The sequence below is a fragment of the Ectobacillus sp. OTK genome, assembly GCF_059698935.1.
In genome coordinates this window covers 3,851,188-3,867,606 of sequence record NZ_AP048547.1, presented here as the reverse complement: position 1 = coordinate 3,867,606, position 16,419 = coordinate 3,851,188, and the positions used below count along the sequence as shown (strand labels likewise).

At 42.7% G+C, this 16,419-nt stretch carries 18 protein-coding genes and 1 pseudogene; 14 read left to right on the top strand and 5 right to left on the bottom strand.

Translation table 11 applies throughout. The annotated features are described in order from the left end of the window. Nucleotides 1–54: 54 nt before the first annotated feature. Both AC6HZ4_RS19140 and AC6HZ4_RS19135 read left to right on the top strand, forming a co-directional pair. Nucleotides 55–1,254 (top strand): EAL domain-containing protein, encoded by a 1,200-nt coding sequence (locus AC6HZ4_RS19140; RefSeq protein WP_497495773.1) that lies wholly within the window; start codon nt 55–57, stop codon nt 1,252–1,254. A gap of 388 nt (nt 1,255–1,642) precedes the next feature. Continuing rightward, entirely contained in the window at nt 1,643–2,146 is a 504-nt protein-coding gene (locus AC6HZ4_RS19135) for a DUF3993 domain-containing protein (protein WP_497495772.1), read from the top strand. Between the two features lie 431 nt (nt 2,147–2,577). Here the strand turns inward: AC6HZ4_RS19135 and AC6HZ4_RS19130 are convergent, their stop codons facing one another. Further along, nucleotides 2,578–2,817: a glutaredoxin domain-containing protein gene (locus tag AC6HZ4_RS19130; protein WP_497491295.1), complete on the bottom strand. Its 240-nt coding sequence runs from the start codon at nt 2,815–2,817 to the stop codon at nt 2,578–2,580. A gap of 111 nt (nt 2,818–2,928) precedes the next feature. On the opposite strand from AC6HZ4_RS19130, the gene chrA reads away from it, so the two are divergent. The 10 genes from chrA to AC6HZ4_RS19080 all read left to right on the top strand — a co-directional run bounded on the left by chrA (nt 2,929) and on the right by AC6HZ4_RS19080 (nt 11,278). Beyond that, nucleotides 2,929–4,083: a chromate efflux transporter gene (gene chrA, locus AC6HZ4_RS19125; protein WP_497491293.1), complete on the top strand. Its 1,155-nt coding sequence runs from the start codon at nt 2,929–2,931 to the stop codon at nt 4,081–4,083. A 186-nt stretch (nt 4,084–4,269) separates the two neighbouring features. Further along, entirely contained in the window at nt 4,270–4,506 is a 237-nt protein-coding gene (locus AC6HZ4_RS19120) for a YkuJ family protein (RefSeq protein ID WP_129726957.1), read from the top strand. Nucleotides 4,507–4,852: 346 nt separating this feature from the next. Beyond that, nucleotides 4,853–5,368: a ribonuclease H-like YkuK family protein gene (locus tag AC6HZ4_RS19115; RefSeq protein WP_497491292.1), complete on the top strand. Its 516-nt coding sequence runs from the start codon at nt 4,853–4,855 to the stop codon at nt 5,366–5,368. A 195-nt stretch (nt 5,369–5,563) separates the two neighbouring features. After that, nucleotides 5,564–5,758 (top strand): antirepressor AbbA, encoded by a 195-nt coding sequence (gene abbA, locus AC6HZ4_RS19110; RefSeq protein WP_497491290.1) that lies wholly within the window; start codon nt 5,564–5,566, stop codon nt 5,756–5,758. Between the two features lie 152 nt (nt 5,759–5,910). Further along, nucleotides 5,911–6,354 carry a cyclic-di-AMP-binding protein CbpB gene (gene cbpB / locus AC6HZ4_RS19105; protein ID WP_497495771.1) on the top strand — a complete coding sequence of 148 codons (444 nt, stop codon included), beginning with the start codon at nt 5,911–5,913 and terminating at the stop codon, nt 6,352–6,354. A gap of 193 nt (nt 6,355–6,547) precedes the next feature. Continuing rightward, nucleotides 6,548–7,417 carry a transcriptional regulator CcpC gene (gene ccpC / locus AC6HZ4_RS19100; RefSeq protein WP_497491289.1) on the top strand — a complete coding sequence of 290 codons (870 nt, stop codon included), beginning with the start codon at nt 6,548–6,550 and terminating at the stop codon, nt 7,415–7,417. A 76-nt stretch (nt 7,418–7,493) separates the two neighbouring features. Further along, nucleotides 7,494–8,216, top strand: a complete 723-nt coding sequence (gene dapD, locus AC6HZ4_RS19095; protein ID WP_497491287.1) for a 2,3,4,5-tetrahydropyridine-2,6-dicarboxylate N-acetyltransferase — start codon at nt 7,494–7,496, stop codon at nt 8,214–8,216. Between the two features lie 68 nt (nt 8,217–8,284). Continuing rightward, a complete protein-coding gene (locus tag AC6HZ4_RS19090; RefSeq protein ID WP_497491286.1) occupies nt 8,285–9,406 on the top strand; it encodes an N-acetyldiaminopimelate deacetylase in 1,122 nt (373 codons plus the stop codon). 487 nt (nt 9,407–9,893) lie between these two features. Continuing rightward, nucleotides 9,894–10,442: a peroxiredoxin gene (locus AC6HZ4_RS19085; protein ID WP_497491285.1), complete on the top strand. Its 549-nt coding sequence runs from the start codon at nt 9,894–9,896 to the stop codon at nt 10,440–10,442. Between the two features lie 167 nt (nt 10,443–10,609). Then, complete coding sequence (locus tag AC6HZ4_RS19080) at nt 10,610–11,278, top strand: potassium channel family protein (protein ID WP_497491283.1); 669 nt, start codon at nt 10,610–10,612, stop codon at nt 11,276–11,278. A 242-nt stretch (nt 11,279–11,520) separates the two neighbouring features. Here AC6HZ4_RS19080 and rnjA read toward each other — a convergent pair whose 3' ends face one another. Both rnjA and AC6HZ4_RS19070 read right to left on the bottom strand, forming a co-directional pair. Continuing rightward, nucleotides 11,521–13,188, bottom strand: coding sequence for a ribonuclease J1 (rnjA, locus tag AC6HZ4_RS19075; RefSeq protein ID WP_497491282.1), 1,668 nt, complete (start codon nt 13,186–13,188; stop codon nt 11,521–11,523). Beyond that, nucleotides 13,188–13,400 (bottom strand): DNA-dependent RNA polymerase subunit epsilon, encoded by a 213-nt coding sequence (locus AC6HZ4_RS19070; protein WP_497491281.1) that lies wholly within the window; start codon nt 13,398–13,400, stop codon nt 13,188–13,190. The genes rnjA and AC6HZ4_RS19070 overlap by 1 nt, the downstream gene beginning before the upstream one ends. A 672-nt stretch (nt 13,401–14,072) precedes the next feature. Here AC6HZ4_RS19070 and AC6HZ4_RS19065 point away from each other — a divergent pair. Beyond that, nucleotides 14,073–14,195 (top strand): annotated as a pseudogene (locus tag AC6HZ4_RS19065) (carbonic anhydrase); the annotation flags it as partial. Between the two features lie 83 nt (nt 14,196–14,278). On the opposite strand, the gene def reads toward AC6HZ4_RS19065, so the two are convergent. Next, nucleotides 14,279–14,833 (bottom strand): peptide deformylase, encoded by a 555-nt coding sequence (gene def, locus AC6HZ4_RS19060; RefSeq protein ID WP_497491279.1) that lies wholly within the window; start codon nt 14,831–14,833, stop codon nt 14,279–14,281. Between the two features lie 129 nt (nt 14,834–14,962). Further along, nucleotides 14,963–15,118, bottom strand: a complete 156-nt coding sequence (locus AC6HZ4_RS19055) for a YjcZ family sporulation protein (protein ID WP_497491278.1) — start codon at nt 15,116–15,118, stop codon at nt 14,963–14,965. Nucleotides 15,119–15,333: 215 nt separating this feature from the next. Here AC6HZ4_RS19055 and AC6HZ4_RS19050 point away from each other — a divergent pair, with 215 nt between their 5' ends. Next, complete coding sequence (locus AC6HZ4_RS19050; RefSeq protein ID WP_497491277.1) at nt 15,334–15,990, top strand: YkyA family protein; 657 nt, start codon at nt 15,334–15,336, stop codon at nt 15,988–15,990. Nucleotides 15,991–16,419: the final 429 nt, after the last annotated feature.

Below are 16,419 nucleotides of genomic sequence, written 5' to 3'. Positions count from 1 at the left end.
CGATGAAGAGAAAAAAAGAGGGGAGGGGCGCTGCTAGTGGATGCATTAGATGTTATGTCTAACTTAGATCAAGTCCTTCCTTACTACCAAGCAATTTTCAGTGCAGATGAACATACAGTAATTGGATATGAGGCAGTAGGGCGCATTCAGACGGAGCAAGGCGTCAAAAGTCTTGCATCATTTTTTCGTGATGAATCTGTTCCGGAGGAATACCGAATAGAAGTTGATAATTTAATTTTAACAAAGGCGCTGCAAACGCATCTAGAAACGGATCCGTCAGCACTGTTATTTATTAATCGTAATGCCAATTTGCTTATGCAAGATGAGGAAGATAGCTTTTTAAATCAGCTGCTTGTTTATGAAAGGCAAGGGCTGGACTTGAAACGTATTGTATTGGAAATTCGAGAGCAAGATTTTACCGGTAATCTTGATCAGCTGGCACATTTGCTTACCTATTATCGGACGTACGGTATACAGCTGGCAATTAACAAGGTTGGAGCAGGTATGAGCAATCTTGAGCGCATCAATCTGTTGTCGCCGGATATTTTAAAAATTGATTTAAGCAATTTGAGACAAACCGCAATGCTGCAGTCCTATCAGGATGTCCTTTATTCTATCTCCTTGCTGGCGAGGAGAATTGGAGCAACTCTTCTCTATGAAGATATTGATGCGTTCTATCAGCTTCAATATGCATGGCGTAACGGGGGCCGGTATTACCAGGGGAATTATTTAAAGGAGTTTATGCCATCCTTTTTACCTGCTGATATTTTAAAGGATCGGCTTCGGCAGGAATGTCATGAATTTATCGTTCATGAAAAGCGAAAGCTGGAAAACATATACTCGTTAACGGAAAGGCTGCGCAGTCGTGTCGGTACAGTGATGGGCAAGCAAAAAAAAATTGAGAACTTTAATAAATGGCTCATGACGTTTAGTGAGGAAGTTACCGACTGCAGCTTTAGGTTGTACGTCTGCGATGAGGACGGCTTTCAGAAGTCCGGCAACCTGGTAAAGCAAAATGGCAAATGGGAGTTTGTGCCGGAATACGAGCAAAAGAACTGGAGCTGGCGTCCGTATTTTTTAGCGAATATTATGCAAATGCGTTTTGAAAAAAAAGGACGTCTATCCGACCTGTATACGGATATTGAAACAGGGGAGATAATTCGTACATTTTCGTTCCCGATTGATGACGATCAGCATTATTTGTTTATTGACTTATCGTATGAGTTTTTATTTGAGCAGGATGCGCTGTTTTGAAGAGCATATAGGCCGTGCGAGCTTTTCTGTTTGTTTAGCTCTCACGGCTTGTTTGTACTTTAAAAAAGTATAAATTTCTAGCTGGAAGAAAATTCGACGTAGCGAGAAATTTTAGGAATAAAGTATAAGGGCAACTACGCCTCTGTCTTCGCCCAAGGGCAGGGCTCGCCAATCGGCGAGTTTTCTTTATGTGGTAAAGCCGGACCGAATCCGCTTTTGTTTGTTTTTTCGTGCATTTTTTGTTTTGTTCTCTTCTTTCATGGAAATCCTGCTACATATCAGCAAAAAACGCTGTCTATTGCTGTAGCGATTTTACGAATGAAAGATTGTCTATGTCGCGTTGTGACTTGCTACAATAGAGGCAGGATGAAATGGAGGAGGAAACATGTTGAAACGATACGGAGCGTGGATTGCATTTTTGCTGCTTCTTGCGATTATTGTCGGGCAAAGTGTGGCAATTGCCACCGACAAGGGAAATGTGAAAATACATAGAGCTGCTGTGTTTGACACGATTCGAAAAGGGTATGAAGCGCAGTTTGCGATTCGGGGCAGGAAGCTGTCGATGGAGATTATGTATAAGAAGCTGTCCCCATATTTTACGGACAACTTTCTGCAGGTCTTTACAGACGAAAACAGCGGTGATGCAAAAGGAACTGGAACGCATTTACTCGCTAAAACAGCACCGTTTTCCTTTACATCCGAAACGAAAACCATTTACGATCGGGAGCATGGTCTTTTGTATGTGTACGAGCATTTAAAGGATAAAGCAATGTATGAGGTTGTATCGCTCCAACAAGTGGATGGAACATGGAAGCTGGCTGGCTATCATAGTGACAAAACATTGTTAGAAGAGATTAAGATGCTTGAGAAGGAACAGGGAGAGAGCGGGTAAGTGTAACAAGTTTTATAAATTGGCTGTTTTCGCAGATATTGTTGCTTTTGCATCTGGCTCAGCAGCATGCATACAGCACTGTGCGAAGAGGCGGGAAGTCAGAAATGAGAGGTCAGCTGCAAGAGAAGAACAGCCTCTTGCTTATATCGAAACACGTTTCTTTATTCCTATAGCAACAATTGTTTAGAAAAGAGCCTATAAATTTTAAAGCAAGAAAGCCGACAAGTCCTTAGATTGTCGGTTTTCTTGCTTTCTAGACCTGATTTTGAATATATTTTCAATGGTCTCCTTGCTCATATTTCCTATCATGCAACCAAAGCATCTGTCACTCATTCTTTTAGCTGAGTTTGAAAGTTCACCCTAGGGGGATGAAACTAGAAATACGATCGCTTCTTTATTGGAAGGTACGAAGTCTTTAGTCTCGGGATCATTCACTCCTCAATCCCAAGAAGACCTTGAAGCTTTTCGATATCAAAGCCTGTCACTGCCTCTCCGTCTACGACAACAGTGGGTGTAGAGTACGAGTTATAGTCGTGCAGAAGACGCTTACGGGCGGAACCGTCTTGCTTAATATTGTACTCTACGTAGGAAATCTCATAGTGCTTAAAAAATTCTTTTATAATTTGACATGGCGGACAGTCCGGCTGCGTGTATAGTTCTACTTTTTTCATTTCGTTCCCTCGTTTTCTTATATCATCGTTACGCTTTTTATTATATGATGAAAGGTGGATGCGTACAATGGATGAAGGGTTTTCGCATTTTCTTAGTTTGGGGTGGATAGAGTGAGGCAATATGCAAATATCTTTTGGACGGCACTTCGTCTAGGCTGTACGTCATTTGGCGGTCCTGCTGCCCACATTGGCTACTTTCGCAAGGAGTATGTTGAAAGGCAGAGATGGTTAGATGAAAAAAGCTACGCTGATCTCGTTGCGCTGGCAAACTTTTTGCCGGGACCAGCGAGCAGCCAGGTTGGGATTGCCATCGGTACGATGCGGGGGGGCATTCTGGGCGGCTTGTTGGCATGGCTTGGATTTACGATGCCGTCTGTTTTGGTGCTGACAAGCTTTGCGCTTTTTATGCACGGACAAGCCGTACAGTCCGGCTGGATTCATAGCTTGAAGCTCGTTGCTGTGGCTGTTGTGGCACAAGCGGTATTTGAAATGGGCAGAAAGCTTGCTCCCGATGCTGTGCGGCAAACGATTGTTCTTGCTGCTGCTGCGAGCCTCTTTTTATTTGAGTCTCCGTACATGCAGCTGATCATAATTGGTATAAGCGGTATTGTTGGTTATCTCGTATACAGAAGAGAAGAAGCGGGTATAACGGACATAACAGCATTTTTTGTTTCGAGAAAAACGGGTATACTTTCTTTTAGCCTGTTTTTCATATTGCTTTTAGGGTTGCCTCTTTTGCGTACATTTGTGTCCTCGCCGCTTCTTGTGCTGTTCGATACGATGTATCGCTCAGGGGCGCTTGTATTTGGCGGCGGCCATGTTGTGCTCCCGCTTTTGGAAACAGAAATTGTAGATAGCGGTATGATGAAGAAGGAGCTGTTTTTAGCTGGATATAGTGTAACGCAAGCTGTTCCCGGACCGTTATTTACGTTTTCAAGCTACATTGGCGCAAGCTTATACGGCGTAATGGGAGCGTTTGTTGCGACTGTCGGCATATTTTTACCTGCCTTTTTGCTTATCTTAGGCGGCTTGCCGTTTTGGAATACGCTGCGGCAGCATTCAGGTATTCGACCAGCACTTCTTGGCATTAATGCCGGTGTAGTCGGGATTTTGCTTGCTGCTTTATATGATCCCATTTTCAAAACATCCGTTGTCACGATGGCAGATGCAGTGCTTGTGCTGCTATATTTTGCATTGCTTAGCGTCTGGAGGCTTCCATCGTGGATTGTTGTTGGTGTTGCGCTCGGATGCGGCTGGCTTCTATAGATGTCTAACTCCTGAAGCAAATCAGGCTGTGCCCGCTTTTCTGTATAACTTTTTTCGACAAATTTATTGAGTTTCTGGCTCTCAACCGTTATCCTATTGTAATGAGACAAATTTTCTGTTGTTGCGGATAGAAAAAGTGCGGTTGCAAACACTATGCGCAGGAAAATTAGAGAAAGGGGAGATTTTATGTCTCTGCTCCAAGGAATTATTACTCGTCTTGTTAGCTTGAAAGAGCAAGCGGCAAACGGCGAAGTGGCACAGCGCTATTTTGAAGTAAACGGCGAGCGCAAATGCAGCGTGAAATACTTTGATAAAAGCGATACGTACGAGTTGGAAGTGTATCAGCCGGGAGAAAAACCGCAAACATATCAGTTTGATAATATCGATATGGTAGCGATTGAGATTTATGATATGATTTCCTAATTCATACATAAAAAACAGCACCTTAATATGAGGTGCTGTTTTTTTGTATGATTCCTTCTGAGCTTGCTCAAACTGAGGAGGAAAGGAGTGGTTTTCTATGCATACGCCTACTGTAATTTGCCCTGCATGCAAGCAGGCAGCAAGGATGGAAAATGTGTTAACCGCGCAATCAAACCAAGATGTAATTTACACATGCCCATCCTGTGGTTATATGATACGCAATATCAAAACAAGTAAAGGCTGATTTGGCGCTCTCATCCGCTTTTCTTTGACAAAAAAGCATATTTGCCTCCCGTGCATCATATAGTGAGAATGCCGGAGTTGCCATGGGAGGGGACAGTGCTATATGAGAGACTATTTCTTTTACAACTTGTCGGAGCGCCATATGAGGTTTGATGATGTATTTGCGCGCATCTACAATTTTATCAAGGCAGACCCGCGAAATGTATACCGCCTTTCTATAGGTACAGATTCTCAGGCGCATGGAAACGATACGCGCTTTATTACAGCTATCCATTTGCATCGCGTCGGAAAAGGAGCGTGGGGCTGCCTGCGCAATGAGGTTATACATAAAAAGTTAGAAAGCCTGCGTGAGAAAATATCTTTAGAAACACATCTTAGCCAGGAGATTGCTTGTTTGTTTACACCGGATTATATGAGTGAGCTGCTAGAACTGATGTATCCCTATCGAAGTGAGGGAGTTCGTTTGGCGATGGAAATTCACCTCGATATTGGAAATCAAGGGCTGACGAAGGAGTTTATCTTGGATATGACGGAGCGTGTGAGGGCTATGGGGCTGACAGCAAAAATTAAGCCGGATGCATACGCTGCATTTAGCTACGCAAATCGTTATACAAAATAAGTGTTATTCCTACAATTTCTGTGTGCGTAAATCGGCGGAATAGGGCAATACTGGAATATACCCTTCCTTATCTTCCCTTATATGTTAGGAACGGTCGAAAGATGGCGAACTTTTAGGAGTTCCATCCTCTATTAAACAAGGTGAATCTTTTATATAATAACAGCAGATGAACTTTGTTTAAGGGAGAGTCGCGAGATGGAAAAAGAAAAGGTGCTGTTAACAGAGGAAGATCAAAGTCTTTTGCTTAGTGTACTGTTTAAACAAAGATATGCAAGTGAGCTTCTTGCTTGCGAATTAGCAGATATAGAGAGTGGTTTAAAGGATTCGGATAATGCGCACTATCTACGAGTAACAAGATTGTTCGACCGCTTACGAAATGCCGATATGTGACTACCTTAATTGGTAGTCATTTTTTTCGCGTATATGGTAAAATAAAGAAGGTCAATATGAACCAACCAAAAGAAACTGAGTACGCTAATAAAGTGAAAACGCTATCATCAGTAAAGAAAGCAACAGGGCTATACAAGAAAGGGGGAAGTGTAATGATTAGTCTTCCAACAGAGGACTTTAAACAAATTCTCGTGAAGGATTTATTAATTTCTTCAGAAAAAGTGGCGCATGTGCAAGCTGCCAACAGCTTGGAACATGCCATGCTTGTTTTGGTGAAGTCTGGGTATTCCGCTATTCCTGTACTCGATACATCTTATAAACTTCAAGGGTTAATTAGCACCGCTATGATTTTAGATCGCACTTTGGGGATGGAGCGCATTGAGTTTGAACGTCTTGAGCAAATGAAGGTAGCAGATGTGATGAATGTTAATATTCCAAGATTAGGTTTGTATGATACGTTCGCGCAAGGGCTTGATATGGTGATTAACCATCCTTTTGTGTGCGTAGAAAATGAAGATGGCTGCTTCGAGGGTATTTTAACGCGCCGTGCCATCTTGAAGCTGTTAGGTAAAAAGGTGCGCCGCTACAACAAATAGTCATATAAGTGCAACTTTATGCCAAAGGTTGCACTTTTTTATGCTTTAAGAATTATAACTTTCCAACTAGAAGACTATTTGACGAAGCTGGAAATTTTCAGTGTAAAGTATAAGTGCAGCTAGGCGATTGCCGGCCTTTCCAAGGTTTGGCGCCAGCCAAGTTTTTTTATGAGCAGGGAAGAGGTGACGCAATATGCAACTAGATGATTTTCGAATGATGGTCGTTTTGGCACAGGAGTTAAATATGAGAAAAGCGGCGGAAAGATTGTTTGTGTCGCAGCCTGCACTGAGTCAACGGCTTCAGTCGATGGAAAAGCAGTGGGGGATGAAGTTTTTTCTTCGTTCTCAAAAGGGATTGACGATTACGCCTGAAGGGGAAAAGGTGACATTATACGCGATTGAGATGCTGCAGAAGGAAGAAAATGTAAAAAACGAGCTTGCCGCTCTGCAGGCGAAAACGCATGGAACACTAAAGATTGCGGTTGCCTCTATTATTGGTCAATACTGGTTACCGGGTATTTTAAAAACCTTTGTCGAGCAATATCCGCTCGTGCAAATTTCGCTGTTTACCGGCTGGAGCAGCGAAGTGCAAAAGCATTTTTATGAAGGAGATGTACATCTGGCGATTGTGCGCGGCTCACAGGACTATCCGGGGAAGAAATATCATTTACTGACGGATGAGCTATGCTTAGTTGATACAGAAATATCCGATACGGCGATGCTTCGGGATACGAATAAACCGTTTATCCAGTTTAAGAGCGATTCAACCTATTATTCACAAATTCAAAGCTGGTGGTACACGATGTTTTCAAATCCCCCGAAGCGAACGATTGTTGTCGATCAAATTGAAACGTGTAAGCAAATGGTTATGCATGGTATTGGCTATGCGGTTTTGCCGTCAAGTGTGCTGCAGACCGCAGAAGGGGTTTATAAGCTGCCAATGGTAGTCGACGGCAAGCGCTTAACGCGGGAAACATGGCTTTTAATGAACGAAGCTGCTCTTGAATTAAAGCAGGTAGGAGCATTTGCTGACCTCGTAAAGCATTTTATCACAAAAAAATAAACTTTCGTCCTTGCTACAGGGCGCTCTCTTTGGTACAGTAACAAGTAGCACATCGAAATAGGAGGAACTTCACATTATGAATATGATGGATGCAAATGAAATTATTGCTTTTATTCAAAAAAGCGAAAAGAAAACACCAGTAAAGGTATACATAAAGGGAGATCTTGAGGGAATCGATTTTCCAGAAACAGTACAAGCATTTGTAAACGAAAAAACAGGCGTACTGTTTGGCGAGTGGACGAAGGTAAAAGCAGTGCTTGATGAAAACAGCGGCCGTATTGCAGACTACGTAGTAGAAAATGATCGCCGCAACTCTGCGATTCCGCTTCTTGATCTAAAAGGAATTAAAGCTCGCATTGAACCAGGCGCAATCATTCGCGATCAAGTAGAAATTGGTGATAACGCTGTTATTATGATGGGTGCGTTGATTAATATCGGCGCTTCGATCGGTGAAGGTACAATGATTGATATGGGAGCTGTATTAGGCGGACGTGCAACAGTTGGGAAAAATTGCCACATCGGCGCAGGCGCTGTATTAGCAGGCGTAATCGAGCCGCCTTCCGCTCTTCCTGTTATTGTAGAGGATGATGTATTAGTAGGTGCTAACGCAGTAGTATTAGAAGGCGTACGCATTGGAAAAGGCGCGGTAGTTGCTGCAGGCGCAATTGTAACAGAGGATGTTCCTCCTTACACAGTAGTAGCAGGTGTACCAGCTCGTGTTATTAAAGAGATTGACGAAAAAACAAAGTCTAAAATCGAAATTAAGCAAGAGCTTCGTCAACTGAATCCAGAAGAATAATCTGAATGAAACAAACGAAAGCGTAAGAGTTTAGAGCTCTTACGCTTTTTATCAATAGGGGTGAGACTATGAATCGATTCGTGAAAATTCGCCGGGATCTGCATCAAATTCCCGAGCTTGGCTTTCAAGAATTTAAAACGCAAGCATACATTTTAAGCTATTTAGAAACGTTGCCAGAGGAGCGCGTGGAGATTCGTACATGGAGAACGGGCGTCCTTGTAAAGGTGAAAGGAAAGAATCCAAGACAAACAATCGGGTACCGTGCTGATATTGACGGTCTGCCAATTTTGGAGCAGACGGGTTATGAGTTTTCTTCGACACATGAAGGATTGATGCATGCGTGCGGCCATGATATGCATACGAGCATCGCGCTTGGGGTTGTAACAGAGCTTGTAGAGCAGCCGATTGATGATGATGCAGTCTTTTTCTTCCAGCCTGCTGAGGAAGGGCCGGGCGGTGCGCAGCCAATGATGCAAAGCGAGGAATTTCAGGCGTGGAAGCCTGATATTATCATAGCGCTTCATATTGCGCCGGAATATCCAGTTGGTACGATTGCTACAAGGGAAGGACTTCTGTTTGCAAACACATCAGAGCTGTTTATTGATCTAAAGGGGAAGGGCGGCCATGCAGCCTACCCGCATCAAGCAAACGATATGGTCGTAGCGGCGAGCTATCTTGTTACTCAGCTGCAGTCTGTCATTAGCCGTAACGTGGATCCGCTTGATTCTGCTGTCATTACCATTGGAAAAATTACAGGCGGCACTGTACAAAATATTATTGCGGAAACAGCGCGTCTAGAGGGCACAATTCGCACGTTATCTGTTGAATCTATGAAGAAGGTAAAAGAACGCATTGAAGCCATTGTCGCAGGCATCGAAGCCTCCTTTCAATGTGAAGCGGTGATTGACTACGGAGCGATGTATCATCAAGTTTATAACCATGAAGAAATTACACGCGAATTTATGAATTTTGCAAGAGAGAGCGGCCATATGGAAGTGATAGAGTGCCGCGAAGCGATGACAGGCGAAGACTTCGGTTACATGCTTGCTGAAATTCCAGGACTCATGTTTTGGCTCGGTGTTCAATCGGAATTTGGTCTGCATCACGCGAAGCTGCGTCCGAACGAAGATGCCATTGAACGTGCAATTTCGTTTCTTACAAGCTATATGAACTGGAAGGGAAGCAGGTAGGCGCAACGCCTATCTGTTTTCTTTGTTTAAGGCTGTTTCGCATCGATTGTTGCTTTTGCATCTGGCCAGCAGCACGTTACAGCACTGTGAGAAGAGGTGAGAAATTAGCAATGAGAGGTTGATTGCAAGAGGCGAATAGCCTCTTGCTTGTATCGAAACACGCTTTGTTTATTCCTGCAGCAACAATTGTTTAGAAAAGAGCCTTGTTTAAAGATAGGAAAGTATAACCTTTTGCAGGCAGATTGTGTCCGCCTCTCTTATTTTTACAGAGTTTTTTCATCGTTGCTAAACTTGTTCCCCCTCCCTAAAAACTCCAGGGTTTTCATGCATATTTTTTGTAATTTCTACACAATACTTTATAATGTAGTTGGGAGGAGAGTTTTAAGGCAATGTTAAATATTTATAATTATTCTTATATGACATTGACTCTAATTGACTTCTTCTTATATAATTACACGTGTAAATAAGAAAATGGAGGCTGATACATATGGCAGAGCGTTTAGTAGGTAAACAAGCTCCTAGATTTGAAATGGAGGCTGTTTTGGCAAACAAAGAGTTTGGTAAAGTAAGCCTAGAAGACATCATGAATCAAGGAAAATGGACAGTACTTTACTTCTATCCAATGGATTTCACTTTTGTATGCCCAACAGAAATTATCGCGCTTTCTGATCGTTACGATGAGTTCGAAGATCTAGAGGCAGAGGTAATCGGTGTTTCTACTGACACAATCCATACTCACTTAGCTTGGATTAACACGGACCGTACGAAAAATGGCTTAGGAGAGCTTCGCTATCCGTTAGCAGCTGACACAAACCATGTTGTTTCTCGCGACTACGGTGTATTAATCGAAGAAGAAGGAATCGCGCTTCGCGGTTTGTTCATCATCAGCCCTGAAGGTGAATTAATGTACCAAGTTGTACATCACAATAATATTGGACGCGAAGTAGACGAAGTATTACGCGTGCTTCAAGCATTGCAAACAGGCGGACTTTGCCCGGCAAACTGGAAGCCAGGTCAAGCAACATTAAACGTATAATATGCGTTAGGGAAAGGTCTAACAGAGATGTTAGATCTTTTTTATTTTTATCAAAGAGAATCCCTATCTGCCTCAGGAAAAGTGATATAGTGTAAATGGCAGGCAATTCGAGATATATGGTAAAATAATACATAACCAGAGCAGAATTGATTATTGGAGGAGTTTACGTGAGCGGGAACAGGAAGGAATTCGCGGTCATCGGGCTTGGACGATTTGGCGGCAGTATTTGCCGGGAATTATCGCAGCTTGGCATGGAGGTAATGGCGATTGATGTGAATGAAGATCGTGTGAATGAGTTTTCTAATATCGCATCCCATGCGGTGATTGCAGATTCAACAGATGAGATGGTATTGAAAAGCCTAGGAATCCGTAATTTTGATCATGTTGTTGTAGCTATTGGTGATAACATTCAAGCGAGTATTTTAACAACGTTAATTTTAAAGGAGCTGGGTGTAGAGAATATTACAGTAAAAGCTACGAACGACTATCATGAAAAAGTGCTGCGTAAAATCGGAGCAGATCAGATTGTTCATCCGGAACGCGATATGGGGAAGCGAATTGCAAATACGATTGCATCAACAAGCGTGCTTGATTATCTGGAGCTGTCCGATGAGCATAGTGTTGTCGAGCTCATGGCAAACAAGCGCATTCACGGACAAACGCTGCAGGATTTAAATATTCGAGCGCGGTTCGGATTAAATATTGTTGCAATTAAGCGAGGCAAGGAGGTATTTGTCTCGCCGCGTGCTACGGAAGCCATTTATGATGGCGATATTTTAATTATGATTGGTGCTGATGATGAGATTGACCGTTTTGAAGCGTATTTAGCAAAATAGAATTCCAATGCAGTAGAGCAAGGCATAGATTAGCGAGAGAAAGATCATATAAACAAAAAGGACAACGATCACGTTGTCCTTTTTGTTTATATGATAAGAAAGTATGACTGTTTGCGGGGACACTGTCCAGCCCTCATGGCCTGCTTGCTGTAGGGAAAGGACCTCTGTCCAACTAGGCAAAAGGCATCCCAATGGGCAGGAACTGCCTCCTTCGGGAGCAGAGCGGACCGTGTCTACTTTTCCTATACTTCCATAATAATCGGAAGAATCATCGGTTTCCGTTTTGTTTTTTCGTACAGGAACGGCGCTAATGTATCTGTAATTTCATTTTTGATTTCTGACCATTGTGTTGTTTTACGTTCCATTACCTTGCTCAGATGAGCGGCGATTAAGGTTTGCGCATCGCTGATTAAATCACTGCTTTCACGCATATAGACGAAGCCGCGGGAAATGATATCTGGTCCTGCTGCAATTTTGAATTCCTTCATATCAATACTAACGACTACGATGACAAGACCTTCCTCTGATAAAATGCGGCGGTCGCGCAAGACGATGTTGCCGATATCGCCAATGCCGTTTCCGTCAATATAAACTGATCCGGATGGAACCTTTCCGCCTACTGTCGCTTCATCCTCTGTTAATGTTAACACATCACCATTGTCGAGAATGAAGCAGTTTTCTTCAGCAACACCGCAATCAATTGCAAGCTTAGCGTGCATGCGCTGCATCCGATATTCGCCGTGAATTGGCATGAAAAACTTTGGTTTCATAAGACGAAGCATAAGCTTTTGCTCCTGCTGCCCGCCGTGTCCACTCGTATGAATATCTGTTAACGGTCCGTAAATCACCTCTGCCCCAGCACGGTACAGCATGTTAATCGTACGGCTTACACTCACAGTATTACCTGGAATTGGCGAAGAGGAGAAAACGACTGTATCGCCAGGGATAATTTGAATTTGACGGTGCGTACCATTCGCAATGCGCGATAATGCGGCCATAGGCTCGCCTTGGCTTCCTGTACATAAAATGACAGTCCGGTCAGCAGGCATACGATTTACCTGAGATGCCTCAATAAATGTATCCTTTGGACAGCGGATATAGCCGAGGTCTTGTCCGATTTCAATTGCCGATTCCATGCTCCGGCCAAACACCGCCACTTTTCGGCCGTTCGCGACTGCTGCCTCTACGACCTGCTGCAAACGGTGAATATTAGATGCAAATGTTGCAAAAATGATGCGGCCTTCTACCTTGCGGAAAATTTCATGAATGCTGTCGCCGACCCTGCGCTCTGACAGTGTAAAGTTCGGTACCTCTGCATTTGTGCTGTCAGACAGTAAGCAAAGCACGCCTTCTTTTCCGATTTCCGCCATTTTTGTTAGGTTGGCAGGCTCGCCAACCGGCGTAAAGTCAAATTTAAAGTCGCCTGTATGAACAATTTGTCCTTGCGGCGTTTTGACAACAATTCCGTACGCATCTGGAATGCTGTGCGTTGTGAGGTAAAAGGAAACTGATGTATTTTTGAATTGGATGACATCATCTTCCTTAATTTCATGCAAACGTGCTTTCCGAAGCAGTCCGTGCTCTTCCAATTTGTTCTTAATTAAACCGAGCGCTAGCTTTCCGCCGTAAATTGGGATATTCACTTGCCTTAATAAATACGGGATACCCCCAATGTGATCTTCGTGACCGTGCGTAATAAATAAACCTTTGATTTTTTCTTCGTTTCGTACTAAGTACGTGTAATCCGGAATCACGTAGTCGATGCCGAGCAACTCGTCTTCCGGGAATTTAATGCCTGCGTCAATAACAATAATTTCGTCTTGATACTGCACCGCATATGTATTTTTACCGATTTCTCCAAGTCCTCCGAGAGCGAAGACTGCGGTTTGGTCATTTTTCAGAAATTTCATTATACATTCTCCGCAAGCTTAAAGTTTTCGCTTTGTTGTTCATACGCAAGATGCGCGCCGGCAAGCTCTTGAACAAATTCGATATTGTAATGGAACGGCGCTAATCTTTTACGTACGTCCCGTTGTGATTCTGCTTCTACGTACAGAACCTGCGTTTTCTCTCGCACAGGTACTTCCGTACTCTTTTCTTGATAAAACACTTTAAAAATCATAATAAAACCTCTCCTTGTTTCGATTGTGTGGCTGCCTTCTAACTATTATAAAGGAAACACATTTGTTTTTCATGTTTTTTTCAGCGGTGCCGGGAAAAAAGCCATTGTTATGCGATTTTCTTTTTATGAAGCAGGTCATTTAAATAAGTTTTTAGTTTTTCTTTTAATTTTTTAAACATTATCTTAGCCTTCCTTTCTGCATTTCAAACATTCGCCCGTTTTTTAGTAGTATGAGATGTACAAGCGAAATTCATGTACGGGAAAGGAATTTATACATTTTTATATAATAATAAAACTAGAAAAGAATTGCTGTTTGTATACGAGGTATACAGTGCGGCAGACCGAGCATGTCGCAGACATTACAAGACAGTAGATGACGAAAGAAGGAAGGCTGGCTGGAAAGGCGCTGCCTGTTATGCTTTAGTTTGTTCGGCTGCTTGTTTCCCTATGCTCATGAAAGTAAGAGCAGTACATACTGTAAACATAATATAGGGATGGCATTAAGAAATTATATATTTATTTAACGGATAAATTATCCTATAAAAATGAAAAAATGCTAAAGTAATGTTCGTGCAGTAGGTATTCAATACGGAGGGGTAGGTTTAGACAATGAGAAAAAAAGCAGCATTATGGGATATTTTACCGAAAGAACAAACGACTCAGAATATAGCACTAGATCAGCCGATAGAAATGTCCAAGGAGCAAATTCAGGCATTTCAGAGTATTTTCCCGGATAACCATCGTCCAGTTCAGCTAGTAAATAGCCGTGAGGTACACGAGGTAATCCAGAAATAAACAGCATCAGGAGTGTTGCCCGATGAAAAACAGCCTCCAATCTTTGGAGGCCGTTTTTCATCGGGCAACAATGTCAACTTTTCTTATCTTTCTAGCGGAAGAGCATTTTCCGGCGGTGCAAATGGATTGCTTTCATTAATACGATCATAAAACATAACACCGTTTAGATGATCGATTTCATGCTGGAACACGATAGCTGGAAGTCCTTTGAGACGGAGCTTCAGCTCCTCGCCATCCGCACTCACTGCTTTCACTGTAATACGGGAATAACGAGGCACATAGCCTGGTACATTTCGGTCGACTGATAAGCAGCCCTCTCCGTTTGTTAAATATGTAAGCTCAACTGAATGGCTTATAATTTTTGGATTGAATAGCGCGTAGCTATGAAGTGTTCCATCCTGATCCATAACGTGAACAGCGATCATTCGCTTTGACACACCGATTTGCGGAGCAGCGAGCCCGATTCCCGGACGGAGGTTATATTGAGCCGCAATTTCTGGATTTTGGCTATTGATTACAAACTGCAGCATGCTGCGCACTGTTTGTATATCTTCTTCACTTGGCGGCAGTGCTACTTCTTGTGCAACTTGCCGCAGGACGGGATGCCCTTCCCGGACGATATGTTCCATTGTAAGCATAAGCGTCTCTCCTTTTTTCTTTCAGTCTATCAAAGTCTGCCCAAAATGTCATGATAAAGAAAAGCGGATATAGTCTGGACAAAGAAAAAGGAAGGCGAGCCTTCCTTTTTCATAGTTATTCCGTTTACATTAGTGGTGGATGCAAGCAGCCCCTACAATAATTAAAAGAACGAACAATACTACGATTAGCGCGAAGCCGCGTCCATATCCTGTACCGCAGCCGTAGCCATAGCCGTAAGCTGGCGCTGCATAAGTTGGGTAATAGCAATTTGTGTATCCGTACACTGAGTTGCCCTCCTTGTATTGTTTCCGCGGATAGCGCGGTTACTATACTGTATGAGCTTAGAGAAAATGTGTGTGGTTATCTGCCTATGGAGATGGAAGGATCCGTATATTTTCCGCAGCACAAGAGAAAAGCTAACATATAGGGGAAGCTGTGGAAGTGAAAGCTGTAGTTGTCCGTAGTTTGAGTCGTCCGGCGGATGAAGGAGGTGCTTTGCTTGTCAATAAAAAGGAAGCTCATATTAGCAGCTGCTTGTTTATTTCTCGCCTCCTGCTCGCAAAGGGCAGCCGTTACAAGTATATATGAGAGACTAGAGCAGGTTGCGGCTGCTGAGCGGACATTTGAGATAGAGCAAGAGCCGCTTATTTTGCTGGAAAAGCAAGAAAAAGCATTGTATGACATGATCTTGTCTCTCGGTCTGCACGACACAGCTAAGCGTCAGGAGCTCGCTGTAAAAGCTGAGGAATCACTCAAGGAACGCGAGCGCCATTTAATGCGTGAGCGCAGCGGATTATATGAGGCGAAGCAGAGGTTTGCGACAGTTCTCCCTTTGTTTAAGGAATTAGAGGAGGAGGGGCTGAGAAGTCGAGGAGCCACATTAATAAGGGCGATGCAGGAGCGATACGGTATATATGATCAGCTATACGCGCAGTATGAGCGTGCGCTGCAAAAAGACCGTGAGTTGTATGATTTACTGCAAAGCGACGCGATTTCATTTCGGCAAATTCAAAAACAAATTGAGGATATTAATCGGGAATATGAACAGGTTTTGCGGTTAAATCGGTCATTCAATGACTACACAGAGCAATATAACGTGAAAAAAGAGGAATTTTATAAGAGTGCCGGACTGAACATAAAACGTGAGCAGCTATAGAAAAGATTGTCTTGCCCTAAGGAAACTATGGAACAGAAGAGGGGGAACGGCTTCGATAAAGAAACAGGAATCTGACAATGCTTACATATTATTCTAAGAGAGATAACAAGGGAAACAGGGGATAATATAACAGGAGTGCTACAATTAATGATACAGAGTAGGGAAAAAGAATAATTATCCTAGTACAGCTCCGCTAATTTTTTGAACAAAATTTGAATCCAAAGTGATTGACATAAAGATTAGAATAGTTGTAAACTAAAAAACGTGGTTAATATTGTATTAATTATTTGTGAAAAAAAATTAGTACAGATTGTGTTAGGCACAAGAAGCCTGAAAAAACCGATTGTTTGGTCGGTTCTTATACTTAACATGCAGTAATGTTTTGTTTTGTTGTTGAAAGCGTTTCATAAGAAAGTTCATAAAAGAAGA